Genomic DNA, 24,898 nt, shown 5'->3' with positions numbered 1-24,898 from the left:
ACGACGGCCGCCCCCGGTCGGATCTCTCCTTCGGCCCGTCGCGATCCCGGGTGCACTGCACCCACAAGGACATCTGCGAAGGGAAATCAGCATGCCGCGTCTCGGACACGGACGCCCCATCACCGAACAGGACGTCAGCACCGCCCGCAGCGAAGTAGCCGAAGTGGCCACCCGGTCCCGGCTCTCGTTCGCCCTCACCCCTCCGGTACGGACCCACGATTTCGACCTGCTCTTCCCGACCCTGCAGGAGGACGAGGCGAATCTGCTCCCCCGGTCACCGGACACCCCGGCCCGGCTCAAGGCACTCGGCGCGACCATGGAGGACGCCGACCGGCGGGGTGAGGACAGCCCGATCCCGGCGGCGTACACGTACCTCGGTCAGTTCATCGACCACGACATCACGCTCGAGGCACAGCAGCCCGGGCTCGGCTCCGGAACCATGGCCGAGCTGCTCGACCCGAACATGGCGCCGCTGCAGCTCGCCGACATCCGCAACGCCCTGCGCAACCTGCGCACCGCCACCCTGGACCTGGACAGCCTGTACGGCCTGCCCGCGCCCCGGATCGGCGACAAGCTCGGGGTCGGCCCGGTCGTCAACCTGCCGCAGACCGGCCCGCCGTTCGACCGGCCGCCGGGCAAGTCGGACGACAACGACCTGCCCCGGGAGCCGGAGAGCGACGACATCACCCACGACCGGGCGGCGCTGATCGGCGACCCGCGCAACGACGAGAACACCATCGTCTCGCAGCTGCACGTGGCGTTCCTGAAGGCGCACAACGCCCTGGTCGACCAGGGGCTGTCGTTCTCCGCGGCCCGCCGGGTGCTGCGCCAGCACTACCAGCACATCGTCGTGCACGACTTCCTGAAGCGGGTCGCGGACCCGGAGATCGTCGACGACATCGTCACGAACGGCAACCGCTGGTTCGACCCGTACGCTGACGCGTTCTTCATGCCCTTGGAGTTCGCCGTCGCCGGCTACCGGTTCGGCCACTCGATGGTGCGCGGCACCTACAACTTCAACCTGAACTTCCCGAACGCCACTCTGGAGCAACTGTTCACCTTCACCGCGCTCAGCGGGCAGCTGGGCGGCAGCCCGCGACTGCCGGAGAACTGGATCATCCAGTGGGAGCGGATCATCGGGGACGCCGGCCAGAAGACCCGCCGGATCGACACGAACCTCGCCCGCGTCGGGGGACGGGCGCTGTTCAACCTGCAGACCGTGGACGGCCAGACCGAGACGCCGCCGGACGCGGGCCGGCTCGCCGTACGCAATCTGCTCCGCGGCTACCGGCTCCGCCTGCCCACCGGCCAGGCCGTCGCGGCCCTGCTCGGCGTGCCGGTGATGGGCAAGGACGACCTGCTCGCCGCGGCCGGCACACCGGCTCAGCGGGCCGCGCTGGAGGCCGGCGACTTCCAGTCCCGCACTCCACTGTGGTACTACGTGCTTGCCGAGGCGCAGCACTTCAACGGCGGCGCCCACCTGGGCCCGGTCGGCAGCACGCTGGTCGCCGAGGTCCTCGTCGGGCTGGTTCGCCGCAGCGAGGACTCGATCCTCAAGTTGCCGGCCTGGCACCCGACCCTGCCCGCCGCGAAACCCGGCACCTTCGAGCTGGCCGATCTGCTGCGTCTCGCCGACGTGCTGCCCGGCCGGGAGCCGCCGCGGACCTACACCGTCCGCAGCGGTGACTCGCTCACCCGGATCGCGCAGAACGAGCTGGGCGACCGGGACCGGTGGACCGAGATCTTCCTGCTCAACCGCGCGGTGATCCGCAACCCGAACCGGATCTTCCCGGGTCAGGTGCTGGTCCTGCCGCCGCGTCAGCCGACCGGGCCGATCCCCCGGCTGTACGTGGTGAAGCGCGGCGACACGCTCAGCGAGATCGCCCGCGCCGAACTCGGCAACGCGAACCGCTGGCAGGAGATCTTCGCCCTCAACCGGGACGTGATCAGCAACCCGGACCGGATCATTCCCGGACAGATCCTGGCGCTGCCCGCACGCTGACAGCGGCGCTGCCGCTCACCCCCGCCGGCGTTCCCGGACGGAGGTGAGCGGCAGCCTGGGATCCATCTGTTCGCCGGCCCAGCGCCCGCGCACCCAGCCGTGCGCCGGGTCGTCGCGGACCAGCCAGCGCCGCTGACCGGGGCCGGCCATCACGTTCAGGTAGTAGAGGTCGTAGCCGGGTGCCGCCATCGACGGGCCGTGCCAGCCGTACGGGATCAGCACGACGTCACCGCTGCGCACCTCGGTGCAGACGTCGATCGGGCGGTCGGGGTGGCCGTACACCCGCTGGAAGCCGCAGCCCGGGCCGCCGCCCGGTGAGGTCGCCACCTCGAAGTAGTAGATCTCCTCGAGGTTGCTCTCGCCCGCGCCCTCCTCGTCGTGCTTGTGCGGTGGGTACGACGACCAGTTACCGCCCGGGGTCAGCACCTCGCAGGCGATCAGGCGGTCGGCCTCGAAGCTCTCCGGCGTACAGAAATTGTTGACCTGGCGGCTGGCCTGCCCGGCGCCGCGCAGCTCGACCGGAACGTCCTCGGCCGGCCCGTAGCGGAACGGCAGCTTGCGCCCGGCCCGCGCGGCCGGCAGCGCGAACCGGCCGCCGTTGGGCGCGCGCAGGGTGACCGTGCTGTCCCGTGGCACATATGCGAAATCGGTCACCCGGGAGAAGACCGAGCGCCGGCCGGTCAGCGTGAGCCGCTCGTCGTCGCAGGCCACGTCGCAGCCACCGGAGAGCGGCAGGACCAGCATCTCGTCACCGCCGGTGACGAACCGGACCCGGCCGCCGACCGGCAGGTGCACGACCCGCAGGCCGCTGAAGTCCCAGCCCGCGTTCTCCGGGGAGACCACCACGTCGTAGGGGCGCTCGGCGGAACTCCCGCGGCGCACCAGCGGATTGACCCGCGGCGTGTTCATCACCGGCTGGTCCCGGGTCGGCCATCCGGTCCGCTCAAGCATGAGCGGCACCCGCTGCCGGGGAACGCCACGAGGCGGCGACGGCTCCGGCGTCATTGACGGAGCACGTCACCGCCTCGAGGAGCCGATGATTTCGTCCAGGGTGGAGGTTCACTGATCCGCTCCCTCCGCCGTTGTCACCCAGCGGTAACGGACCGGCGACGCTGGGTTCGGACCTGGTTTCGATGTAATTACGCCACCGCGCCCGCGTCAATACCCGCCGGGCGCGGCGTAAAAGAAAGCCGGGGTACGGGTGACCCGTACCCCGGCTTCCGCAGCGGACGTCAGACGGCCCGCCACATGCGGTAGAACGGCGTGCCGTCGGGCAGGTAGATCTCGAACGGGTCCATCGGCTCGTAGCCGTACCGGCGGTAGAGCCGGACGTTGTTCTCGTTCGTGGCCTCGAGGTAGGCCGGCACCCCGGCCGCGTCCAGCTCATCGTGGGTGCGCTTCATCAGCGCGCCGCCCAGGCCGTGGCCCTGCTCGGACGGGCGGACCGCGAGGAACTGCAGGTGCCAGTGCTGCTCGGTGGGGTGGTTCTTCTCGAACAGCTCACCCAGGGCGCCGAAGCGCTCGAGGTGCTCGCCGGCCAGCGCGGCGAGCCGGTCCATGTAGTCGTCCGGCGTGGGCAGCTCGTTGACCCGGTCGAACCAGACCGCGGCGGCCGCATACCCGCCGTCCGGGTGGTCGATGACCTCGACCTTGCCGTACTTGAAGGCCGTCTCGGTCTCCAGGGTGAAGAAGTCGGCCATCACCCGCTCCCGGTCGGCCGGCACCGGCACCAGGTAGGCGTCCGCGGCGAGATCGTCGAACGAGTTCGAGATCAGGGCGCCGATCGCGGCGAGCTCGTCCTCACGGGCCGGGCGGATCACGGGGTCGGTCATCGGTAGCCCTCCGGCTCGTTCAGCGCAGCGGCGAACCCGCCCGCGGTCGTGGCGCTGCGGGCGCCGAGGCCGATGCCGGCGTACACCTGCGGCCGGGATCCGCGCAGGATCAGGCCCCAGATGATGCCGCCGATGAAGAGCGCGACGAACGACAGCGGCACGACCAGCGCCGGCGTGCTGCCCTCCTCCACGCCGAGCAGACCCGCGATGTTGTCGATGGCCAGGTAGGTCATGATGATCAGCAGGATCGAGCTGACCACCGGCGCGATCACGCGGTGCAGCAGGTCCTCGCCCTGCGGGTTGCGGGCGAAGTAGCCGATCACCGCGAACGAGGTGATGGTGACCAGCAGCAGCACGCCGAGGCCGCCGCCGGTGCCGCCCCAGAAGAAGAGCTGGACCAGCGGGTCCCAGTCGAAGACCGCGTACGCCACGATGACGATCAGGCCGAGCGCCGACTGGGCGAGCGAGCCGTTCTTCGGCGCGCCGGTGCCGGGCACGGTCCGGCCGAACGCGCGCGGCAGCACGCCTTCGCGGCCGAGCGAGAACATGTACCGGGCGATGATGTTGTGGAACGAGATCATCGCGGCGATCAGCGAGGTCAGGAACAGGATGTGCCCGAGGTGCAGGGCGGTGCTGCCGAGCTGGTCGGAGGCGAGGTTGAAGAAGAGCTCGGGGCCCTCGGCGCCGGCCCGCTCCACGACGGTGGGCCCGGCGGCGGAGATCATCGCCCAGGAGGCGAAGGCGTACACCACGGCGATCAGGGCGATCGCGATGTAGGTGGCCCGCGGCACGGTACGGCGCGGGTCGCGCGACTCCTCGCTGAACACCACGGACTGCTCGAAGCCGACGAAGCCGGTGACCGCCATGACCAGCAGCGCGCCGGCGCCGGCGCCGACCAGGTTGCCCGGGTCGAGCGCCTCGGTCGAGGCGGTGAAGGTGTCCGCGCCGATCTCGGCGAAGCTGAACACCAGGGTCAGCGCGATCTCGGCGACCAGGAGGGTGGCCAGGACCTTACCGTTGACGGCGACGTCGCGTACGCCGAGGACGGCGACCAGGGCCCAGGTCGCCAGCGCGAGGGCCCACCACGGGATGTTCAGGCCGAACCAGTCGGCGAACAGCGGCTCGGCGATCGCGCCGAAACCACCGTAGGACGCGACCTGGAACATGTTGTACGACAGCAGCGCGACCCACGAGGTGCCGACACCGACCGGACGGCCGAGACCCTGTGAGACGTACGCGTAGAAGGCGCCCGCGTTGGCGATGTGCCGCGCCATGGCGACGTAGCCGACCGAGAAGATCGCCAGCACCAGGGCGACCGCGAGGAAGGCGATCGCGATGCCGGTCAGGCCGGTGACCGCGAGGCCGGTCGGCACGACGCCGGCGACCACGGTCAGCGGGGCGGCCGCCGACATCATGAAGAAGACGATCGCGGCCACGCCGAGCCGGTCACGGGCCAACGCGTCGGAGAGCTGACTTCCGGGGGGTTTGGTTGCGGTCGAGGACACGCGGACTCCAGATTTACGAGGGGGGTGGTTGTTTTGTCAGCGTTTGTCAGCTCAAGCGCGGCGGGCCATGACGGCGTCACCGACAGCCGCCTCGGCATGCGCGACGAGCTGCTGCAACATGGCTGGGAAGAGCCGTCGGAACTGGTCGAACAGTGCGGCCCGGTCGCGGGCGTTGAGCGTGGCCAGCACGTGCTGGTCCAGTCCCGTGGCGAGGATCAGGCCGGCGAGCAGCAGGTCGGCGACGTCGAGGGGTTCGTCGCGGGAGACCCGGGTACGGATACGGGTGGCCGGCCAGCCGGCCGTCATCGAGTCGGCCGGCACGAAGGAGACCTTCGTGCCGAGCAGGCCGCGCTTCTCCACCCGCTTGATCAGCCCGGCCCGGGCGAGGCGGCGCTCGACCAGGTCGGTGGCGATGCCGGTGGAGAGATACGACAACCAATTGCGTACGCCGTGCTGGCCGGCCTCGCGCCGCAACTGCTCGAGGACGGCGGTGGTCGCGGCGTCACCGGTCGGGCGCTCGTCGATGATCACGAGCTCGGTCTCGACCAGGTCGATCCGCCGCCACAACACCAACTCACCGAGGAGCGCCGCGCCGAGACCGAGGCCGAGGGTGGCCGGTGACAGCAGGGATTTGCCACGGATCGTGTCGTGAGCAGTCAGGTAGAGATCATCCGCGGGCGGTAGCTGCGGCGGCGACGCCACTGCTGGTTCTCCTCTCGACGCCGGGGAAGTTGCCCGCGAGTTCACCGAACGTAGTTATGGTGAGGTTCCACGAAGCAATTACGTTGCGCTCCCCCCAGCGCGACCGGCAGTAGCCTGCCAGGTCCGGACCCGCTGCGCAACGTCCAGATGCGACAAAATCGCGATCCACAGTAGGCGTTGTTGATCACACTGCTGGACAGGAAATTTGAGCATCGATCAATAAAACGACCATGTCGATCCAATATCCTCGATATTTAGCTATTTCGAGTGATCGAAATGTCGGGCGAGATCGTCGGCGATGGGCGCGGAGCGTCACGAATCTTCGCAAAGTTATACGCTAAGTAATTACGCGCGGGGATAGTTGCGGCATCAACAAATTCCGCGTAGCGTGGGTCGAGAAAGTTGAAGTTTCAACGGAGGTCATCGTGCGGATGCCCGCTCTCTTTCTCAGTCACGGCGCCCCGCCGCTCGTCGACGACCCGGCATGGGTCGCCCAGCTGCGCGACCTCGCCGCCGGCCTGCCCCGGCCGCGGGCCATCCTGGTGGCCTCCGCGCACTGGGAGTCGGCGCCGCTGATGCTCGGCGCCACCGAAACGGTCCCGCTGGTCTACGACTTCGGCGGTTTCGCGCCGCGCTACTACCAGGTGCAATACCGTGCGCCCGGCGCACCCGGCCTCGCCGACCGGGTCGCCGCCCTGATGCCGGACAGCGAAACCACCGCCCGCACCAACCGCGGCCTCGACCACGGCGCCTACGTGCCCCTGACCGTGATGTACCCGGAGGCCGACATCCCGGTCCTGCAGATGTCGCTGCCCACTCTGGAGCCCGACAAGCTGCTCGACCTCGGCGCCCGGCTGGCCCCACTCCGCGACGAAGGCGTGCTGATCATCGGCTCCGGCTTCACCACCCACGGCTTGCCGTTCCTGCGCGACTGGCGCCCTGACGCGGCCGCGCCCGGCTGGTCCCGCGAGTTCGACGCCTGGGCCGCCGAGGCCTTGGCCCGCGGCGCGGTCGACGAACTGGCCGACTTCCGCAGCCGCGCCCCCGGCATGCCCTACGCGCACCCGACCATCGAGCACTTCGCCCCGATGTTCCTCACCCTCGGCGCCTCCGGCGACCCGGAGGCCGCCCCTTCGCAGCCCATCGACGGCTTCTGGATGGGCTTGGCAAAGCGCTCCTTCCAAACAGCCTGACCCCGCAGCTGTCACCCACCGCTGCCTTCCGCGCCGCTCCGCAGCATCCAGCGACAGCCGAGACTTCGGGCTGACGGCCAGCGCTCCCTCCCGCGCTGCGAAGCAGCGCTCAGTGACAGCTGAGGGTGCGAGCTGACGCCCAACGCCGCCTCCCCCGCCGCGAAGCAGCACCCAGCGACAGCCGAAACCGCGAGCTCACGCCCAACGCCGCCTCCCCCGCCGCGAAGCAGCACCCAGCGACAGCCGAAACCGCGAGCTCACGCCCAACGCCGCCTCCCCCGCCGCGAAGCAGCACCCAGCGACAGCCGAAACCGCGAGCTCACGCCCAACGCTGCCTCCCCCGCCGCGAAGCAGCACCCAGCGACAGCTGAGGGCGCGGGCTGACGCTCAGCGCTGCCTTCCGCGCTGCGGAGCAGCGCTCAGCGACAGCTGAGGGTGCGGGCTGACGCGCAGGGCTGCCTTGCGCGCTGCGGAGCAGCGCTTGGCGGCAGTTGGGGGTGGGGTGATGCCGGCGTTTGTGCATTGGCCGGCGGCGGGGGCGGCATGGGGTGGCTGGCGGCTGGGTCGGGGATGTGGCGGGACTTTTCGTCGCGCGTACCGGGGAAGGGGGTGACCAAGATCGCCCAGGGTGACCACCGCTATGTCCCCTTGAGCCCTGCCTGACTGGATTATGTGAGCCAGCGTGGGTCCGGAAACTCCGGTTACTCAGCATGTTCGCAGTTTCTTTGGAGATCCTGTGAAGCATGCTTGAGGTCTCCGCGCTCGGGTGGATCGTGACCATCGGGGTCATCGTCGCCCTGCTCGCCCTCGATTTGACTCTCGGGGTGCTCCGTCCACATGTCGTCGGCTTCCGCGAAGCCGCCGCCTGGTCAATCTTCTACATCGCCGTCGCGATCGCGTTCGGCATAGTCTTCGCGAGCATCTCCGGCTGGGAATACGGCACCGAGTATTTCGCCGGCTACATCGTCGAGAAGAGTTTGTCGGTCGACAACCTCTTCGTGTTCGTGATCATCATGAGCACGTTCGCGGTGCCGGAGCGGTATCAGCAGGAGGTGCTGACCTTCGGCATCATCATCGCGCTGATCCTGCGGGTCATCTTCATCGCGCTCGGTGCCGCGCTGCTGAACCTGTTCTCGTTCATGTTCCTGGTGTTCGGCCTGATCCTGCTCTATACGGCGGTGCAGCTGTTCCGGCACCGGGACGAGGATCCGGACGTCGGGGAGAACGCCCTGGTCAAGGCTGGGCGGCGGTTCCTGCCGGTGACCGACGACTACGTCGAGGGCAAGATGATCACCCGGGTCGACGGCAAGAAGATGTTCACGCCGTTGTTCCTGGTGTTGCTGGCGATCGGCGGTACCGACCTGCTGTTCGCGCTCGACTCGATCCCGGCGGTGTTCGGCGTGACCGAGGAGGCGTACATCGTCTTCGTCGCCAACGCCTTCGCGCTGCTCGGCCTACGGGCGCTGTTCTTCCTGGTGAAGGGTCTGCTGGACCGGCTGGTCTACCTGTCCACCGGCTTGTCGATCATCCTGGCGTTCATCGGTGTGAAGCTGGTGCTGCACTGGGCCCACAAGGACATCAGCGAGTCGGTGCCCGAGGTCAGCACCCCGGTGTCGCTCGGCGTGATCATCGGCATCCTGGTGATCACCACGGTGGCCAGCCTGATCAAGTCGGGCAAGGATCCGTCGCTCAAGGCGCACGCCGGCAGCCTGCGGCCGAGTAGGGAGAAGCAGCAGCAGTCCGACCACTGACCCCCGTCCGACGAAACTGCCCCCGGCGCTCATGTGAACGCCGGGGGCAGTTCGCTGTCCGGTCAGCAGTGGCAGCCGGCACCCGGGAATGCGGCGGCCGACACCCGGAGCGCGGTCAGCGCGTGGGGGCGCGGTCGGCGCCTGAGGGCGCGGTCGGCGCCTGGAAATGCGGTCAGCCGTGGTAGCCGGTTACCTGGAGGGTGTCGCGGTAGCGGCGCTCGGCGTCCTGCCGGCTCAGGATCTGCTGGATCTCGCGGGTTTCCTCGGCGGTGTGGCGGCCGAGCATCAGGTCGAGCTCGGTGCGCTCCGCCGCGGTGCGGAACGCCGCGAGCTCCTCGCTCAGCTGCCGGTGTGCGCGGCGGGCGGTCCGGCGGTCGGCCAGGGCGGTACGGGCGTTGCGGATGAACTGCACGGTAACTCCTCGACGGATAGTGACGGAGAAAGCCTCGTCGCTTCCAGGTACAACAATCCACCGTTCGTGCATCATCCCCAAATCGACCAGGTAAAACTCTTGGTACGAAAGTGACCGGCACCACCGTCTGGCGGTGGCGCCGGTCACTCTGAGTGGCGAAGTTGCTGGTCACCGGGGGCCGGTGACGTCGGCCTCACTTGGTGCTGGTCACCGAGGTGGCGGTCACCGTGCCGTCGTCGCCGGTCGAGCCCTGGACGGTGATCGCATCGCCGGCCTTCACGTCGCTCAGCTTGCCCTTCTTGGCAGTGGAGACGGTGGTGCCGCCGTCGGTCTTGACCGTCACGACGGTGCCGTCCTCGGTCTCCACGTAGATGGTCTTGCCGTTGACCAGCTTGACCTTGCCGGTGGTGCCGGCCGCCGCCGTGGTCGCCGCATCCTGGCCGGCGCCGGCGTTGGCGCCGGCGTTGGCGTTGGCGTTGGCCTGGCCGAGGCCCGGGGCGCCACTGGCGCTGAGCCCGCCCGGGAACCCGCCGCTCCCCCGCATCCCGCCGCCCGGGAAGCCGCTGGCGGCGCTGGTCTCAGCCGTACCCCACTGCTTCTGCGCCTGCACCCCACCGAGGAAGCCACCCATCAGCAGGGCCGCCACGCCCAGCCCGACGGTGCCCTTGTTCCACCAGCGCCGGGGAGCCGACGCGGCCAGTTCAGCGGAGAGATCGTCGGCGGGCACCGGGGACAGCACCGCGGTCTCGTCGTTCATCGTGGTCACAGAGCTTCCTCACTCGTAGCGCAGCGCGTCGATGGGCCGCAACCGGGCGGCACGGGCGGCGGGCAGCCCGCCGAAGAACAGCCCGATGGCGATGGAGACGCCCAGGGCGAGCCCGATCGAGCTGGGCACGATCACCGGCTGCACGCCGACGATCTCGAACCGGCTGCCGATCAGCGCGGCCGCCACCCCGAGGCCGCCGCCGATGACGCTGAGCAGCGTGGCCTCGATCAGGAACTGGGTCAGGATCACCCGGCGGGGCGCGCCCAGGGCTTTGCGGATGCCGATCTCGCGGGTCCGTTCGGTGACCGTGACCAGCATGATGTTGGTGATGCCGATGCCGCCGACCAGCAGGCTGATCGCGGCGACCGCGCCGAGCAGCGTGGTGAACGTGTCGGCGGTCTCGGTCTGTGTCTCCAGCAGGGACGACGCGTTCTGGATCCGGTACGGCGTGCTCGTGCTGGACGACGACACGTCGAGCTGCTGGTTCAGGATCGTGGAGACCTGGCCCTGCACGGCGTCGACCTTGTCCGGGTCGGCGGCCTCCACGATGATCGAGGTCAGCGCGCCGTACCCGGTGAGCACCTGCTGGACCGCGGTGAGCGGGGCGATCGCGGTGTCGTTGGCGTCCTGGAAGCCGGTGGAGCTCTTCTCGTCGAGCACCCCGACGATGGTGAACAGCGCGCCGCCGACGGTGACCTGCTTGTCGATCGGGTCGACGCCGGGGAAGAGCTCCTCGGCGACGGTCTGCCCGATCACCACGACCCGCCGGCCCTGGTCCACGTCGTCGTCGGTGAAGGCCGCGCCCTGGCCGACCGGGGTGCTGGAGGCGGTGAACCAGGCCGGGGTGGTGCCGACGAACGTGCTCACCTCGTGCTCGGCGCCTTCGTAGGTGACGGTGGCGGAGGCGCTGACCACCGGCGAGATCGACTTGACGTCGGGCGCGAGCACCGGGTCGGCGAGCGCCTCGGCGTTGCCCGTGGTGAGGCCGGCGCCGCCCCGGCTGGTGCTCATCACGGTGATCGTGTTGGTGCCGAGCGCCTCGATCCGGTCGCTGACCGCCTTGGCCGAGCCGTTGCCGACCGCGACCAGCAGGATCACCGCGGCGACACCGATCAGGATGCCAAGCATGGTCAGCGCGGAACGCAGTTTGTTGGCGGAGAGCCCGCGCAACGAGAACCGGATGACCTCGAAGAGACTCATGCGTAGTGCCGCCCCACCGCGTACTGGCGCTCGTCGTGCACGATCGTCCCGTCGACCAGGCGGATCAGGCGCTTGGCCCGGGCGCCCACCTCGTCCTCGTGCGTGATGATCACGATGGTCCGGCCGGCCGCGCTCAGGTCCTCGAAGACCTGCAGCACGTCTTCGGTGGACTTGGAGTCCAGGTTGCCGGTCGGCTCGTCGGCGAGCAGCAGCGCCGGCTCGGTGACCAGCGCCCGGGCCACCGCGACCCGCTGCTGCTGACCGCCGGAGAGCTGGTTGGGCTCGTGGCCGGCCCGGTCCGCGAGGCCGACCACGTCCAGGGCTTCCAGGGCGCGCCGGCGGCGCTCCTTCGGTTTCACCCCGGCGTACGCCAGAGGCAGCTCGACGTTCGCCAGGGCGCTGGTCCGCGGGATCAGGTTGAACGCCTGGAAGATGAAGCCGATGAGCCGGTTCCGGGCCAGGGCGAGCTGCGCGTCGGAGAGCCGGCTGACGTCCACCCCGTCCAGCCGGTACGTGCCCGAGCTGGGGATGTCGAGCGCCCCGAGAATGTTCATCAGGGTCGACTTGCCCGAACCCGACGACCCCATGATCGCCACGTAGTCGCCGCGTTCGACGGTCAGCGAGACTCCGCGCAGCGCGTGCACGGTGGCCTCACCCGTACCGTAGATCTTCTTCAGGTCGGTGACCTGCAGGACCGGCCGGCTCACCGGCCGGCCCCGCCGCCACCGGGCATGCCGCCCCCGCCGGGCATTCCGCCGCCGCCGGTGAAGCCGCCTCCGCCCGGGAAGCCGCCGCCACCCTGCTGCGATGTGCCGGTCGAGGTGGTGGTCTTCACGACGACCTGCTCCCCCGCGGTCAGCCCGGAGGTGATCTGGGTGGCCGTGTCGCCCTCCAGGCCGATCTCCACCGAGCGGGTCTCCTGGACACCGTTGGCGACCACCGTGACGGTGTGCCGGTTGCCGACCGTGGTGAGGGCGGCCGCGTTCACCAGGACGGCGTTCTGCACCGAGCCGGTGGTGACCGCGACCGAGACGGTCTGGCCGACCTTGGCGCCGGTGGGCACCTCGTCCAGGGTGAGCGTCACGCCGTAGGTGACGACGCTGTTGGTGGTGGTCGCCGACGGGTCGATCGCGGCGACCTTGGCGCTCTGTTCGACGCCGCTGAGCGCGTTCCAGGTGACGGTGGCGACCTGGTTCTCCTTGAGGCTGGTCGCGTCCGCCTCGGCGAAGGCCGCGGCGACCTGCATCTTCGTCAGGTCGGCGATCTCCACGAAGCCGCTGCTGCCACTGCTGCTGCTCTCCGTCTGAGCCCCCTGAGACGAACCGCCGGAGGAGCCTGACGAGCTGCCGATCGTTCCGTTCACGGCGGTCACCGTGCCGGCCGTCGGCGCCTTGAGGACCGTGCCCTCCACCGCGGCCTCCGCCTCGTCCACCTTCAGCTCGGCCGCGTCCACCTGGTTCTGCGCGTCCGAAGTGTCCGAGGTGTCCGAGGCCCGGTCCAGCGCGTCCTGCGCGGCGTCCAGGTCGGCCTCGGCCGCGTCCAGGTCCCGGTTCGCGGCGGCCGGGTCGATCTTGGCGAGGATCTGGCCCTTCTTGACCTTGTCGCCGACCTTGACCCGCACCTCGGTGACCGTGCCGCTGGTCTCGAAGCCGGCGGTCGCGGTGCTCGCGCTCTCCAGCGTCCCGTCCGCGGTGGCGGTCTTGGTGACCGTGCCCTGCTGGACCGGGACCGTACGTTCGGAGGCCACGGCGGCCGTCCCGTCATCGGAACCGGAGAACGTCTCGTACACCGTGAAGGCCCCGGCGACGAGCGCCACGCCGATCACGGCGTTCACCACCAGGGACGGGTGGCGGCTCCATCTGCGATTTTTCATCGGTGTTCCGCCGCGGGGAAGCTGAGCAACTTCATGCCGGCCACTCTGCGGGCGCGGGCTATGAGGATCTTCGGCGGAACCTGGGAGTCGGCTAGGAAGTCTCCCGGACGGCCGGGATCAGGACCCGGAACGTCGCGCCGCCACCGGGTGTGTCGTGCAGCTCCACCCGGCCGCCGTGGCCCTGCACGATGGCCGCCACGATCGCCAGGCCCAGCCCGGATCCGCCGCCTTTGACCCGGGTACGGCTGGAGTCCGCGCGGTACAGCCGCTCGAAGATCCGGGGCGCGTGTTCGGCCGGCACCCCGGGCCCGTTGTCGCTGACCTCCAGGATCGCCAAAGACGGCGCGTCCCGCGTGTGGCCCACGCGTACCGTCACAGTGGTCCCCGGTGGGGTGTGGTTCTGCGCGTTCGCCAGCAGGTTCGTGGCGACCTGCCGCAGTCCGTGATCGTCGCCGAGCACGGTCACCGGCTCGAAGTCGTCGGCGAGCCGGATCGTCCGGTCCGGCGCGCGGGCGTGCGCGTCCCGGACCGAGTCGAGGACGATCTCGAGCAGGTCCACCGGGCGCAGGTCCAGGGTGCGCTGCCGGTCCAGGCGGGCGAGCATGAGCAGGTCCTCGACCAGCACACCCATCCGGCCGGCCTCGCCCTCGATCCGGGCCATCGTCTCGTCCAGGACCGGGCCGGGTGGCGTCCCGCCGCGGCGGTACAGCTCGGCGAAACCGCGGATCGAGGTGAGCGGCGTACGCAACTCGTGCGAGGCGTCCGCGACGAACTGCCGCAACCGCTGCTCCGAGGCGGTACGCGCATCGACCTCGTTCTCGATCCGGGACAGCATGGCGTTCAGGGCCCGCCCGAGCCGCCCCGGTTCGGTGTGCGGGTCCGGGTCGGGCACCCGGCCGGACAGGTTGCCGGCCGAGATGTCGGCGGCCACCCGTTCCATCTCGGTGAGCGGGCGCAACCCGAGCCGGACCACGAACGCGGCGCCCAGCCCGAGCAGGCCGAGGATCAGCACCATCACGGCGGCGTCGATCAGCAGCAGCCGTTCGGTGGTCTGCTCGACCTCCTGCAGCGAGGAGCCGGTCAGGACGTATCCGCCGGTCAGGCCGAAGGGAACGGCGATCATCCGCCAGTCGGCGCCCTCGGCCGTGGAGACGGTGAACGGTTTCCCGGCGGCGACGCGCTGCCGCACCTCGTCCATCGGCAGGGCCGCCGGCCTGGTCGCATCGGCCATGGAGCTGACCTCGGGATCGAGGGTGCCGTCCGGCAGGTAGAGGTACATGACCTGGTCCGGGCCGATCCGGAGGCGCGGGGCGCGGGGCAGGAAGCCGCTGCGCGGAGGATTCGGGTCGGCCATCATCCGGCTGATCGGTTTCAACTGTTCGTCGACCCGATCCAGCAGGTAACCGCGGATGAGGACGAGGCCGGCCACGTTCGCCACGATCAGGGCGACCGCGGAGAGGGCGCCGACGACCAGGACGAGCCGCGAGCGCAGCGTCCAATGTCGCCAGCGAAGGATCATTCCTCGCCGCCGCGGGGCAACCTGAGGGCGTAGCCGACGCCACGCACGGTGTGGATCAGCGGCGGATCGGTCCGGTCGATCTTGCGGCGCAGGTAGTAGACGTAGGACTCGACGATCCGTCCGTCGCCGCCGAAGTCGTACTTCCACACCCGGTCCAGGATCTGCGCCTTGCTGACCACCCGGCCGGCATTGATCATCAGGTAGCGGAGCAGGTTGAACTCCGTCGGGGACAACTCGATCAACCGGCCGGCCCGCCGCACCTCGTGCGCGTTCTCGTCCAGCTCCAGGTCTGCGTAGCGCAGCACGCCGGTCTCCGGTTGCGGTTCGTCCGGCTGGCTGCGCCGCAGGATCGCGCGGATCCGTAGCACGACCTCCTCAAGGCTGAACGGCTTGGTCACGTAGTCGTCGGCGCCGGCTGACAGCCCGTGGATCCGGTCCTCGACCGCGTCGCGGGCGGTGAGGAACAGGATCGGTACCCGGTGCCCGGCGGCGCGCAGCCGCCGGGCCACCTCGAAACCGTCCATGCCGGGCATCATCACGTCCAGGACGATCAGGTCCGGCTCGAAGTCCTGCAGCGCCACCAGGGCCGCGTGCCCGGACTCGGCGACCCGGACGTCGAAGGCGACCAGCCGAAGCGTCGCGCTGAGCAGCGCGGAGATGTTCGGCTCGTCGTCGACGACGAGGACGCGGGCGGGAGGCGCCGCGGGGTCACTGACGACTACGGAACCACGGTTTTCGGAGTGCACCGCACAGACTTACCAAGCCAGCCTTTGAAGAACCTATGAGCGAGCCACCAGATCCCCCTCAGTCAGGCCGGACGTGATCTCGGTGTACTGGTCGCCGCGGAGGCCGATCTTCACCTCGGTGGCGGCGCCGTCCTTGAGCACCGTGGCGGTCTCGCCGGAGACGTCGTGGACGGCGGTGCTCGGTACGCGTACCACGTCGTCCTTGCTGCCCGTGGTCACCCGGACCGCCGCGCTCTGGCCGACCAGCAGCTCGCCGGGCGCTTCGTCGAAGGAGAGCACCACGCCGAACCGGGTCAGCGTGCCGTCGCTGGTGCCGACCGGGTCGACCTGCACGACGGTGGCGCCGAACGTCTCGCCCGCCCGGTCGGCCAGGGTCACGACCGCGGCCAGGCCGACCGCGAGGTGGTCGGCGTCGGCCTCCGGGAAGTCGGCGCTGATCTGCATGTCGTACACATCGGCCAGGGTGATGAACGCCGACCCGGAGCTGACCTGGCTGCCGACCTTGCCACCGACCGTGAGGATCTTCCCGGCGATCGGCGCGGTGATGGTGGTGCCGGCGAGGGCCTCCTCCGCCTTCTCCAGCGTCAGCCGTGCCTGGTTCACCCGCTGTTCGGCGCTGAGGATGGCGTCCCCGCCGCTCCGGGTGCCGCCGCCGGCCGGGCAGGTCGATGTCGAGCTCGGCGCACGCGAGCTGGGCCTCGACGGAGCTGTCGTCTTCGTCGGCGCGGCCGTTGCGGTCCGGGACGCTACGGGCGTGGGAGAGGAAGACGCCGACGGCGACGGCGACGGCGACGGCGACGGCGACGCGGAGGGCGAGGTGGTGAAGGCTGCCGCCACATTCACCCCGGCACACGACGACGACGTCGTCGTAGTCTCCTCCGCCTCGTCCAGCGCATCCTCAGCTTCGGCAAGCGCTTCAGCAGCGTCGTCCACCGCCTCGGCCGCGTCCGCGTCGTCCACCGTGGCGAGCACGTCGCCCGCCGCCACCGTGGTGCCCGCCCGCACCTTCACCGCCTCCACCGTGCCGGAGACCGCGAACGACAGACTGCGCGTCTGCGCCGCCTGCAACGTGCCGGTGGTGGCGACCTCGGTGGTCACCGTCCCCTTGTCGACGGTGGCGGTCCCGGCCGCTTTCGTGTCCTTCTGCGTGGCGCCGGCCGTCAGCGCCCGCACCACGCCGAAGGCGAGCAACGCGAGCACGACGACCGCCACGCCGGACCAGATCAAACGCCGGCGACCGGCCATTGCAACACCCATGGGCGAGGAGTCTGCGCAGCCGTCCTCGCCGCGGGCTAGGTCCCACCTGGGAGTTCGCTAGGAGCCGCGGCTCTTACGAAACTCCTAGGGTCGTCCGATCTTCCGCACAGGTGGCGCCGCTTTCCTGTCCCTCGTCCCACCCCCGACGAAGGAGACCCAACGTGCCGGTTGTCAGTTCGAAGGCGCACCGCCGCGCCGCCGCCCTGCTGGCGGCCTCCGTGGCGATGCTGTTCACGGCGGCCTGCGGCGGCTCGGACTCCGAGAGCACGGCGAACACCTCGTCCGCCCAGAACGGTGGCGGTGGGAACAACGCGTTCGCCGCGTACCTCAGCTGCCTCAACGAGAACGGCGTGACCATCACGATGCCGTCCGGCGGCCCCGGCGGTGGCCCCGGCGGCGTCCGCCCGTCCGGTGCACCGGAGGGTGGTCCGGACGGCAGCCAGCCCCGCGCCATGCCGTCCGGTCAGCCACGCCCCGACGGCAGCGCCGGCCCGCGCGGTGGCGGCGGCTTCCCCGGCGGCGGCGGTTTCAGCAAGCCGGAAGGCGTGGACGACGCCACCTGGGAGAAGGCCCAGTCGGCCTGTGCCTCGGTGCGACCCAGCATGGGCGCCGGCCGCGGCAACCGCGACAACGGCGCGAACGCCGCCTACACCAACTGCCTCAAGGAGAACGGCGTCACCGGCACCGCCGATCTGGACACCACCGACGCGACGGTGCAGAAGGCCGTGGAGACCTGCGCGGTGCTCAAGCCCACCGCCGCGGCTTCCGCCGCTTCCTAGAAACTCCGTGCCGGCGCAGCACGTCCCCCCGTCGTTCGCTGCGCCGGCACGGCCATTTTTTCGGTACGAGTTTTCGAAGGAGTACCCCGCTACCGCGCGATCCAGGCGCGGAGCCGGGCCCCAGCGCGACCGCCGGGAAACACCAGGCGGTCCCGCTCACCCCAACCCATCGGCTGGTCCTCAGGGCTGTTCCGGCGGGGTTTCAACGACCCTGAGCGCCGGCCGGACAGACCGGCTGGCGCTCAGGGCTGCATCGATGATCAGCTCAGCGGGCAGGTGCTCCGGTAGTCCGAGATGGACAGGCCGGTGCTCGGGCCCGGGCAGATGAACTGGTCGTAGCGGGTGTCGTTGTCGACGAACCGCTTCAGCCAGGAGACCATCTGCACCGCGGTCGGCGTGTTGGTGGTCTGCGGGAAGAAGTGGCTGGCGTTGTTGAGCTCCAGGTACGACTTCTCCGCCGACGACGGGATGCTGTTGTAGAACGGGATCGAGTGGCTGCTCACCGAGGCGATGGAGTCGCTCTCGCCACCGATGATCAGGGTCGGCACGCGGAGCTCGCTCCACGACTTGTCCAGGTTCCACGGCGCCAGCGGGACCGCGGCCTGCAGGGACGGCCGGTCACTGGCCGCCTCCAGGCTGCCGCCGCCGCCCATCGAGTGGCCGGCCACCGCCAGCCGGGACGAGTCGATCCGGGTGCGCACCGAGCTGCGCTGGGTCAGGTAGTCCAGCGCGGCGAGCAACTGCTGTCCACGCGAAGCCGGCTGGTCGGCCGTGGTGTTGGTCTCGATGCCGATGACCACGAAGCCGTGCGAGGCCAGGCGCGGCCCGAGCCAGGAGATGCTCGACCAGTACGCGGTGAAGCCCGGCGAGATCGCGATCGCGCCGAACGTACCGTCGCTGGTGGTGCTCGGGTAGTAGATCTCGCCGCCGCCGAATCCGGTGGCCGCGAGGCGGGAGACGGACGTGGTGGAGACGCTGTACGGGCCGCGGGACGCCTCGAGGGCGGCCCGGGTGGGCGCCGGGCCCCGCTCGTACGGGTTGTCGGCGGCCTGTGCGGCGGTGGCGCCGGGAACGGCGACGAGGGCGAGAGCGGTGGCCGCCGTGACGAGGAACCGGCGAGCCCGGGTGGGGACGGATGACAGTTGCACGTCGAATCTCCTTTACCGGGGATTGGATCGACGAGCGTCAGTTTCAGCGGGTCGCGGCGGGTGCCGCATCGGCGAAATCACCGGCGTCGTGTCATAGCCCGGCAACATCCCGGAAATTTCATCCACTGAAATCCGGTGCCAGGGTCTTCCTTCGGGCGGCTCGGCGCGGAACACTCGCCGCATGTTTGATGCACCGTCAGTGCAGAAACTTTCCCCGACGGCAAACTCGGCCGGCACGGCTGGACCGGGCGCCGGGGCGGCCGGGCTGAACCTCGGCCCGGCGAAGGCTCCCGGCCTGTTCGGGCGCGACGCGGACCTGGGAGCGATCAGCCGGCTCACCGCTTCGGCGGCGGCCGGGCGCAGCGGCGCACTCGTCCTCGCGGCGGCGCCCGGCGAAGGACGAACCGCCCTGCTCCACGCCGCGGCGGCCGCTGCCCGGGGGTGGACCGTGCTCACCGCCTCGGGGTGTGTGGAGGAGCGCGCGGTCCCGTACGCCGGATTGCACCGCCTGCTCACCCCCGTGCGGGACGGGCTCGCCGAGCTGGAGTCCGCGCAGCGTGCCGCGCTGTCGCGTGGCTGGTCCGGGCAGGAGACGGACCGGCTCACCGTGGGCCTCGCCACCCTCGGGATGCTGACCCTGGCGGCCCGGCGCGCCCCGGTGTTGTGCCTGCTGGACGACGCGCATCTGCTGGACCTGCCGAGCTGGCAGGCCGTCACCTTCGCGGCCCGGCGGTCCGGCGGCGAACGGCTCGCGATCCTGGCCACCGCGGCGACCGGTACGGAGACCGCCGGCCTGCCGGTGCGCCGCCTGGGCCCGCTGACGGCCGGCGCGGCCCGGGAACTGCTCGCCCACCGCGCCCCGGACCTCGCCGAAGAGGTCGCCGCGGCGGTCGCCGAACTGTCCGGCGGCAACCCGGCGGCCCTCATCGACCTCACCGACGCCCTCACGCCGGAGCAGCGGCGCGGCTTCGCCCCACCACCGGAAACCCTGCCGCCGGGCAGCACGCTGCGCCGCCGCTACCGCGCCGAGCTGGACGCCCTGCCTGCCGGCACCCGGCAGTTGCTCCTGCTGGCCGCCGCCCCACCGCACTCCCCGCTGGCCGACCTGCTCGCCGCAGCCGCCCGCGACGACCAGTGCGGGCTCGCAACGGCCGAGCAGGCCGGGCGAGCCGGCACCGACGCCTCGGGCGGTCTTTGCGGGTTCGCATCGGCCGAGCAGGCCGGGCGAGTCGACACCGACGCCTCGGGCGGTCTTTGCGGGTTCGCATCGGCCGAGCAGGCCGGACGAGTCGACACCGACGCCTCGGAGGGTCTGCGCGGGTTCGAGCCGGCGGAGCGGGCCGGGCTGGTCAGCATCGGCGCGGACGGGGTGCGCTTTGCGTCGCCGTTGTTGGCGGCGTGTGCGTACGCGGAAATGCCTGCGGCCTCGCGCCGGGCTGCGCACGCCGCGCTGGCCGGGGTTGCCGGGGAACGCGGGGCCCGGCTACCGGAGCTGCTGCATCGTGCGGCGGCGACCGCCGGGCCGGACCCGGCGCTGGCCGGGCAGCTGACCCGGATCGCACGCACGGCCGACCCGGCAGTTGCCGCGGAGGCGCACCGGTGGGCTGCCGGACTCTGCGCGGAACCCGGCGACCAGGGCACGGCGCTGCTCGACGCGGCGCGGTCGGCGTGGCTGGCCGGGCGGCCGTACGATGCCGGGCTCCTGGTGCGGCGGATTCCGTCGGCGGCCGGACCGGCCCGGGTGCGCGCCCGCGGCCTGACCGCCGAGATGCGGCTGCCGGAGGGCCGTCCCGGCAGCCGCGAGCTGCTGCTCGACGTGGCCACCGACCTGGCCGCCACCGACACCGCCGCCGCTCTGGACGCGCTCGCCCTGGCCGGGGAGGCCGCCGCCGAACCCGGCGAGCAGGGCCGTTACGCGGGACTGGCCCGCCGGATCGTGGCACGACAGCGCGGCGACGAGCCACCGGCCGTGACCCTCGCCTTCCACCACGTCGCCGGGCTGGCCGGGATCGCCGACGGTGACGAACCGGCCGCGTTCGCGCGGTTCCGGCGGGCGCTCGACGTGGCCGACCGGGTCACCGAGCCGGGGCCGCTGATCCGGGCCGCGACCGCCGGGATCCTGGTCGGCGATTCCCGCCGGGCGGCCGCGCTGGCCGGGCGGGCAACGGTTCTGGCCCGCGAGTCCGGGGCGACCGTGCTGGTGCCGCGCGCGCTGGAACTCGCTGTCGTGGCCGGCATGGCTTCCGGGGACTACACGGCCGCGAACACCGCGGCTCTGGACGGCGCGGCGGTGGCCCGCGGCACCGGGCAGCCGGTGCTGGCGGGCGTGCATCTGGCGCTGCTCGGGGTGCTGGCCGCGCTGGTCGGCGACCGGGAGACGGCATTGACCCGGATCGAGGCTGCCGGCGGCGGGCCGGCGCGGGCGCACAGCGGCTGGGCGCTGGCACTGCTCGACCTGGTGGAGGGCCGGTTCACCACGGCCACCGAGCGTCTGGTGTCGGTGCTGACCGCGCCACCCGGGTACGGTTCCGCGCTCCTCCAGGTCGCCGTGGTGCCGCACCTGCTAGAAGCGGCCGCGCAGGCCGACGCCCGGACGCCGGGCGGGCACCCGGGTGCGTCGCTCGGGCTGGAAGCGGTGGCCACCGGATTCGACCGGTGGACCGGGCGGACCGGGCAGCCGGCCTGGCTGGCCCTGCGCGACCGCTGCCGGGCGTTGCGGGCTACCGACGCCGAGGCCGCGGAGGCGCATTTCGGGCAGGCGCTCGGGCACATCGGCGAGGCCGGATTCCCGCGGGCGCACACCGAGTTGCTCTACGGCCGGTTGCTGCGCCGCCGTCGCCGGCACGTCGAGGCGCGCACCCACCTGCGGCGGGCTGCCGAGACGTTCCGGCTGCTGGACGCGGACCCGTGGGCCGAGCAGAGCGTCCGCGAGCTGCGGGCCGCGGGTGAGCGGATCGAACAGCCGGTGCAGGTGCCCAGCGGGCCACCGCTGACCGCGCAGCAGGAAAGGATCGCCGCCCTGGTGGCCGGCGGCGCCACGAACCGTGAGGTCGCCCAGGAGATGCATCTGAGCCCGCGCACAGTGGACCATCACCTGCGCAACGTCTTCGCCCGGCTCGGCGTCCGGTCCCGCACGGAGATGGCCCGGCTGCTCAACTCACGCTGACCAGCTCCGGCTCCGGCTGCTCGGCGACCGGCGAGCGGCGAACGGCGAGCGGCGAGCGGCGAGTGGTCCGCACGGGAGGGCGCGGCTGCTCGGAGAACGGTGACCCGCTGCTTATGCCCGGCGCCCGCGCTGCGGCCCGGACCCGCTGCCTGATCGCGCGGCTCGGCGGGACGGCGTCGATTTCGGCGGGACCCGATGCCCGTACAAATCAGGATGCAAGGCCGATATGTGCCCAGCGTTCGGTGAGCTGGCGGCGCCGGCAGGCGACGAGGTGGCCGGCGAGAATCGCCGGATGGCCGCCGCGGACGCAGACGTCGGCGCCCGCGCTGAGCACGCCGGCGACCAGCTCGCCCGGCGCCCAGTCGTCGATCAGCGCGATCACCCGGGTGTCGGCGGACAGCACCTCGCGGGCCTGGTGGACAGCGGCAACGGTCGCTCCGCTGAGGACGATCAGCTCGCCGGGGCGCGCCGCCTCCAGGGTGGGGATCAGGCGCATGGTCCAGCCGTGCGGAAGGTACTGCGGCAGGCTCGCCACCCGGCTCGGCTGCCCGAGCACGGCCACCACCGGGTCAGGCGCCGGCTCCGGCGCCACGTCGCGATCGATCTGGGTGAGCATGGTGTCATCCCCTCGCTGGGTCCCTCGTGTGATCTCCACGATTCGCCTCGCGGCTGTGCGTCACCATGTGCCGAAGCTGTGCGTTTCTTGTCAGCTCTTGCCCGGATCAGGCGGATTCACGAATGACGATGGAGATCAGGTCATCGCCCGGCGGCGGCGGGGCCGGGCGGCCGCTGACCGCGGCCAGCACGATGGCGGCGAGGTGGGCGGCCAGCCTGCGCTGGTCGGTGGTCACCGTGGTCAAGGGTGGTACGGCCAGACGCGCCGCCGTGATGTCGTCCACCCCGATCACGGCGAGGTCGCCCGGCGCCGAGAGCCCGAGGCGGCGCGCCCCGGCCAGGACCGCGAGGGCCACCTCGTCGTTGTAGGCACACACGCCGGTCACCCCGCCCGCCCGCCACCGGCGTACTGCCTCCGCCGCACGTTCCGGATCCAGCGGGACGATCTCGACCTGCGGGTCGCCGCCGGCACAAGCCTGCACCCCGGCGAGGCGCGGCTCGGCGAAGATCCGCAACCGGTCGTCGTCGGGGAACGCGTAACCGAGCCGCCGATGGCCGGTGGCCCGCAGATGCTCGGCCTGGCGCCGCCCGGCCAGCCGTTGCGGCATCTCCAGCTCGCGCCCGTCGCTGCTGGCCCGGCCGAGCAGGGCGACCACCGGGGCGACACCGGCGGCCCGCATCGCGTCGAGCTCCCCGTCGGAGAACCCGGCGAACACGATCACTGCGGCCGGGGTGATCGCCTTCCAGATCTCGCCGGCCGGCCGGTCCGCGGGGCTGCCCGGATGCACCACGAAGGTCAGCCCGGCCCGGGCCAGTTCGGTGGAGAGCCGGCCGAGCAGGTCACCGACCTCGTCGCCGATCGGCCAGTCGGGCAGCAGGCAAAGGACCACGTCGGAACGCCCGGTACGCAGGGCTCGCGCGGCGGCCGAAGGGGCGTAACCGAGGCCGGCCGCGGCGGCGAGGACACGGCTGCGCGTGGCGGGCGAGATGCTCTGACCGGGCGTGTCGTTCAGGACATAGCTGACGGTGGCCCGGGAAACCCCGGCGGTGCGGGCGACGTCCGCACTGGTCACCCGTGACATGCGAGCACCTTACCCGGGCAGCGGCGCGTTCCAGGTGATCAGGACCGGATCCACCTCGTGTTCGAAGCCGAGCACGGAAAGGGTCGCGGTATCCAGTTTGAGCAGTCCGCCGGCGCTCGGCGGCAATCCGACCCAGCGCGCCCCGGCGACCCGCAGGCAGTGCCCGTGCGCCACCAGCGCCACGTCGCCATCGGCGGTCAGCTCGCGGGCCCGGGCGAGCACCCGATCCAGCCGGGCGCCGGCCTGCTCCGGGGACTCACCGCCCGGGCAGCCGTCGGTCCACAACGACCAGTCCGGCCGGGTGGCGCGGATCTGTTTCGTGGTGATTCCTTCGTACTCGCCGTAGTTCCACTCGGCGAGGTCCTCGGTCACCTCGGTCACGGTGAGCCCGGCCAGGTCCGCGGTGTGCCGGGCCCGCTTACGCGGGCTGGAGAGAACAGCAGCGAAGGTACGCCCGGCGAGTTGCTCACCGACCACCCGGGCTTGGCGTTCGCCCTCCGAGGTCAACGGCAATTCGGTGTACGAGGTGTGCCGCCCGTTGGCGCTCCACTCGGTCTGCCCGTGCCGGACGAGCACGATCTCCGCCATCGGGTGCGATCACGCCTCTTCGGGGAGGGACAAAGGGTGCCGGGTCCGGTCCCGTTCGGCCAGACAGGCCATCGCCTTCTGGTACTGATGCTGGGTCAGGTCACCCTGGATCAACTGGGCCACCAGCAGACCCTCGGTGCTCTCGGCGCGCGGCAGGCGACGGACCGGGGTTGTTTCCATTGTTGCGGCCGGCGCGGTGGTTTCCGTCGTCGGCGGCACGGCTTCCGGGGCCGGTGAGTCCCGCGCGGTGCGGGGCTTCGGCCAGAGGGCAAACGTCCACGCGGCGATCATCGCCACGATCAGAACCACCAGGACCAGCATGATGACCAACTCCTCGGTTACATGGTGGCCCTTCGATACCCCGGGGGCCAGGGATCTCACCCCGGCATGTCGCATCCCGGAAATGTTACAGCCCCCTCCGGGGCCGTCGGCGACCCGGCAAATGACGCCAATTCCCCCGTCGTACCGCCGGTTCCCTTACCGTGATGCGATGACCGTACGTTCCTGGCAGGACCTGTCCCGCGGGCAGAAGGTGGCGATCGCTGTCGTCGCCCCGATCGAGATCGCCCTCACGACGGTGGCGGTGGTGGACCTGATCCGCCGGCCGTCGTCCGGCGTACGCGGCCCGAAGGCCGCCTGGTGGCCGGTGCTGTTCGTGCAGCCGTTCGGCCCACCGTCCTATCTGCTCTGGGGACGCCGGTCCCGATAGGACTGTCGTCCGGCCAGGTCCTTGGTCCTGAACCGGGCAGGCCGCACGGACCT

General features: G+C 71.2%; 23 protein-coding genes. 6 read left to right on the top strand and 17 right to left on the bottom strand.

All coding sequences use genetic code 11. The features are described 5' to 3' along the window. The first annotated feature begins 91 nt into the window (after positions 1-91). Positions 92-2,002: a LysM peptidoglycan-binding domain-containing protein gene (locus OHA21_RS04060; protein ID WP_328470261.1), complete on the top strand. Its 1,911-nt coding sequence runs from the start codon at positions 92-94 to the stop codon at positions 2,000-2,002. 15 nt (positions 2,003-2,017) lie between these two features. Here the strand turns inward: OHA21_RS04060 and iolB are convergent, their stop codons facing one another. The 4 genes from iolB to OHA21_RS04040 all read right to left on the bottom strand — a co-directional run bounded on the left by iolB (position 2,018) and on the right by OHA21_RS04040 (position 6,041). Next, a complete protein-coding gene (gene iolB, locus OHA21_RS04055; RefSeq protein WP_328470259.1) occupies positions 2,018-2,953 on the bottom strand; it encodes a 5-deoxy-glucuronate isomerase in 936 nt (311 codons plus the stop codon). A gap of 281 nt (positions 2,954-3,234) precedes the next feature. Continuing rightward, positions 3,235-3,834, bottom strand: a complete 600-nt coding sequence (locus OHA21_RS04050; RefSeq protein ID WP_328470257.1) for a GNAT family N-acetyltransferase — start codon at positions 3,832-3,834, stop codon at positions 3,235-3,237. After that, positions 3,831-5,339 carry an APC family permease gene (locus OHA21_RS04045; protein ID WP_328470255.1) on the bottom strand — a complete coding sequence of 503 codons (1,509 nt, stop codon included), beginning with the start codon at positions 5,337-5,339 and terminating at the stop codon, positions 3,831-3,833. The genes OHA21_RS04050 and OHA21_RS04045 overlap by 4 nt, the downstream gene beginning before the upstream one ends. Before the next feature lie 51 nt (positions 5,340-5,390). Further along, on the bottom strand, positions 5,391-6,041 hold the full coding sequence (locus OHA21_RS04040) for a GOLPH3/VPS74 family protein (RefSeq protein WP_328470253.1): 651 nt from the start codon (positions 6,039-6,041) through the stop codon (positions 5,391-5,393). Positions 6,042-6,472: 431 nt separating this feature from the next. Between OHA21_RS04040 and OHA21_RS04035 the strand changes: the two genes are divergently transcribed. Together OHA21_RS04035 and OHA21_RS04030 are read left to right on the top strand one after the other, a co-directional pair. Then, complete coding sequence (locus tag OHA21_RS04035; protein WP_328478280.1) at positions 6,473-7,234, top strand: dioxygenase family protein; 762 nt, start codon at positions 6,473-6,475, stop codon at positions 7,232-7,234. 743 nt (positions 7,235-7,977) lie between these two features. Then, on the top strand, positions 7,978-8,985 hold the full coding sequence (locus tag OHA21_RS04030; protein WP_328470251.1) for a TerC family protein: 1,008 nt from the start codon (positions 7,978-7,980) through the stop codon (positions 8,983-8,985). Between the two features lie 172 nt (positions 8,986-9,157). Here OHA21_RS04030 and OHA21_RS04025 read toward each other — a convergent pair whose 3' ends face one another. The 8 genes from OHA21_RS04025 to OHA21_RS03990 all read right to left on the bottom strand — a co-directional run bounded on the left by OHA21_RS04025 (position 9,158) and on the right by OHA21_RS03990 (position 16,758). After that, complete coding sequence (locus OHA21_RS04025) at positions 9,158-9,397, bottom strand: hypothetical protein (protein WP_328470249.1); 240 nt, start codon at positions 9,395-9,397, stop codon at positions 9,158-9,160. 193 nt (positions 9,398-9,590) lie between these two features. Continuing rightward, a complete protein-coding gene (locus OHA21_RS04020; protein ID WP_328478278.1) occupies positions 9,591-10,154 on the bottom strand; it encodes a hypothetical protein in 564 nt (187 codons plus the stop codon). Positions 10,155-10,172: 18 nt separating this feature from the next. After that, positions 10,173-11,363, bottom strand: coding sequence for an ABC transporter permease (locus OHA21_RS04015; RefSeq protein WP_328470247.1), 1,191 nt, complete (start codon positions 11,361-11,363; stop codon positions 10,173-10,175). Then, positions 11,360-12,070 (bottom strand): ABC transporter ATP-binding protein, encoded by a 711-nt coding sequence (locus OHA21_RS04010; protein ID WP_328470245.1) that lies wholly within the window; start codon positions 12,068-12,070, stop codon positions 11,360-11,362. The genes OHA21_RS04015 and OHA21_RS04010 overlap by 4 nt, the downstream gene beginning before the upstream one ends. Continuing rightward, entirely contained in the window at positions 12,067-13,236 is a 1,170-nt protein-coding gene (locus OHA21_RS04005; RefSeq protein ID WP_328470243.1) for an efflux RND transporter periplasmic adaptor subunit, read from the bottom strand. The genes OHA21_RS04010 and OHA21_RS04005 overlap by 4 nt, the downstream gene beginning before the upstream one ends. 91 nt (positions 13,237-13,327) lie before the next feature. Continuing rightward, complete coding sequence (locus OHA21_RS04000) at positions 13,328-14,755, bottom strand: sensor histidine kinase (protein ID WP_328470241.1); 1,428 nt, start codon at positions 14,753-14,755, stop codon at positions 13,328-13,330. After that, positions 14,752-15,501, bottom strand: coding sequence for a response regulator transcription factor (locus OHA21_RS03995; RefSeq protein ID WP_328470239.1), 750 nt, complete (start codon positions 15,499-15,501; stop codon positions 14,752-14,754). The genes OHA21_RS04000 and OHA21_RS03995 overlap by 4 nt, the downstream gene beginning before the upstream one ends. Before the next feature lie 33 nt (positions 15,502-15,534). Further along, positions 15,535-16,758 carry an efflux RND transporter periplasmic adaptor subunit gene (locus tag OHA21_RS03990; RefSeq protein WP_328470237.1) on the bottom strand — a complete coding sequence of 408 codons (1,224 nt, stop codon included), beginning with the start codon at positions 16,756-16,758 and terminating at the stop codon, positions 15,535-15,537. Between the two features lie 161 nt (positions 16,759-16,919). On the opposite strand from OHA21_RS03990, the gene OHA21_RS03985 reads away from it, so the two are divergent. Further along, positions 16,920-17,537, top strand: a complete 618-nt coding sequence (locus OHA21_RS03985; RefSeq protein WP_328470235.1) for a hypothetical protein — start codon at positions 16,920-16,922, stop codon at positions 17,535-17,537. A 260-nt stretch (positions 17,538-17,797) separates the two neighbouring features. Here OHA21_RS03985 and OHA21_RS03980 read toward each other — a convergent pair whose 3' ends face one another. After that, positions 17,798-18,685 (bottom strand): alpha/beta hydrolase family protein, encoded by an 888-nt coding sequence (locus OHA21_RS03980; RefSeq protein ID WP_328470233.1) that lies wholly within the window; start codon positions 18,683-18,685, stop codon positions 17,798-17,800. 181 nt (positions 18,686-18,866) lie between these two features. On the opposite strand from OHA21_RS03980, the gene OHA21_RS03975 reads away from it, so the two are divergent. Continuing rightward, positions 18,867-21,851, top strand: a complete 2,985-nt coding sequence (locus OHA21_RS03975) for a helix-turn-helix transcriptional regulator (RefSeq protein ID WP_328470231.1) — start codon at positions 18,867-18,869, stop codon at positions 21,849-21,851. A 208-nt stretch (positions 21,852-22,059) separates the two neighbouring features. On the opposite strand, the gene OHA21_RS03970 is transcribed toward OHA21_RS03975, so the two are convergent. The 4 genes from OHA21_RS03970 to OHA21_RS03955 form a co-directional block, all read right to left on the bottom strand. Then, a complete protein-coding gene (locus OHA21_RS03970; RefSeq protein WP_328470229.1) occupies positions 22,060-22,467 on the bottom strand; it encodes a hypothetical protein in 408 nt (135 codons plus the stop codon). A 106-nt stretch (positions 22,468-22,573) separates the two neighbouring features. Then, on the bottom strand, positions 22,574-23,548 hold the full coding sequence (locus OHA21_RS03965) for a LacI family DNA-binding transcriptional regulator (protein ID WP_328470227.1): 975 nt from the start codon (positions 23,546-23,548) through the stop codon (positions 22,574-22,576). Positions 23,549-23,557: 9 nt separating this feature from the next. Next, complete coding sequence (locus OHA21_RS03960; protein ID WP_328470224.1) at positions 23,558-24,136, bottom strand: histidine phosphatase family protein; 579 nt, start codon at positions 24,134-24,136, stop codon at positions 23,558-23,560. A gap of 9 nt (positions 24,137-24,145) precedes the next feature. Beyond that, positions 24,146-24,532 carry a hypothetical protein gene (locus OHA21_RS03955; RefSeq protein ID WP_328470222.1) on the bottom strand — a complete coding sequence of 129 codons (387 nt, stop codon included), beginning with the start codon at positions 24,530-24,532 and terminating at the stop codon, positions 24,146-24,148. 94 nt (positions 24,533-24,626) lie between these two features. Here OHA21_RS03955 and OHA21_RS03950 point away from each other — a divergent pair, with 94 nt between their 5' ends. After that, on the top strand, positions 24,627-24,845 hold the full coding sequence (locus OHA21_RS03950) for a PLD nuclease N-terminal domain-containing protein (RefSeq protein WP_328470220.1): 219 nt from the start codon (positions 24,627-24,629) through the stop codon (positions 24,843-24,845). Positions 24,846-24,898: the final 53 nt, after the last annotated feature.

Source organism: Actinoplanes sp. NBC_00393 (assembly GCF_036053395.1).
GTDB lineage: Bacteria > Actinomycetota > Actinomycetes > Mycobacteriales > Micromonosporaceae > Actinoplanes.
Note: the sequence above shows the minus strand (reverse complement) of the source record. Positions and strands in the feature narration are given on the sequence as shown.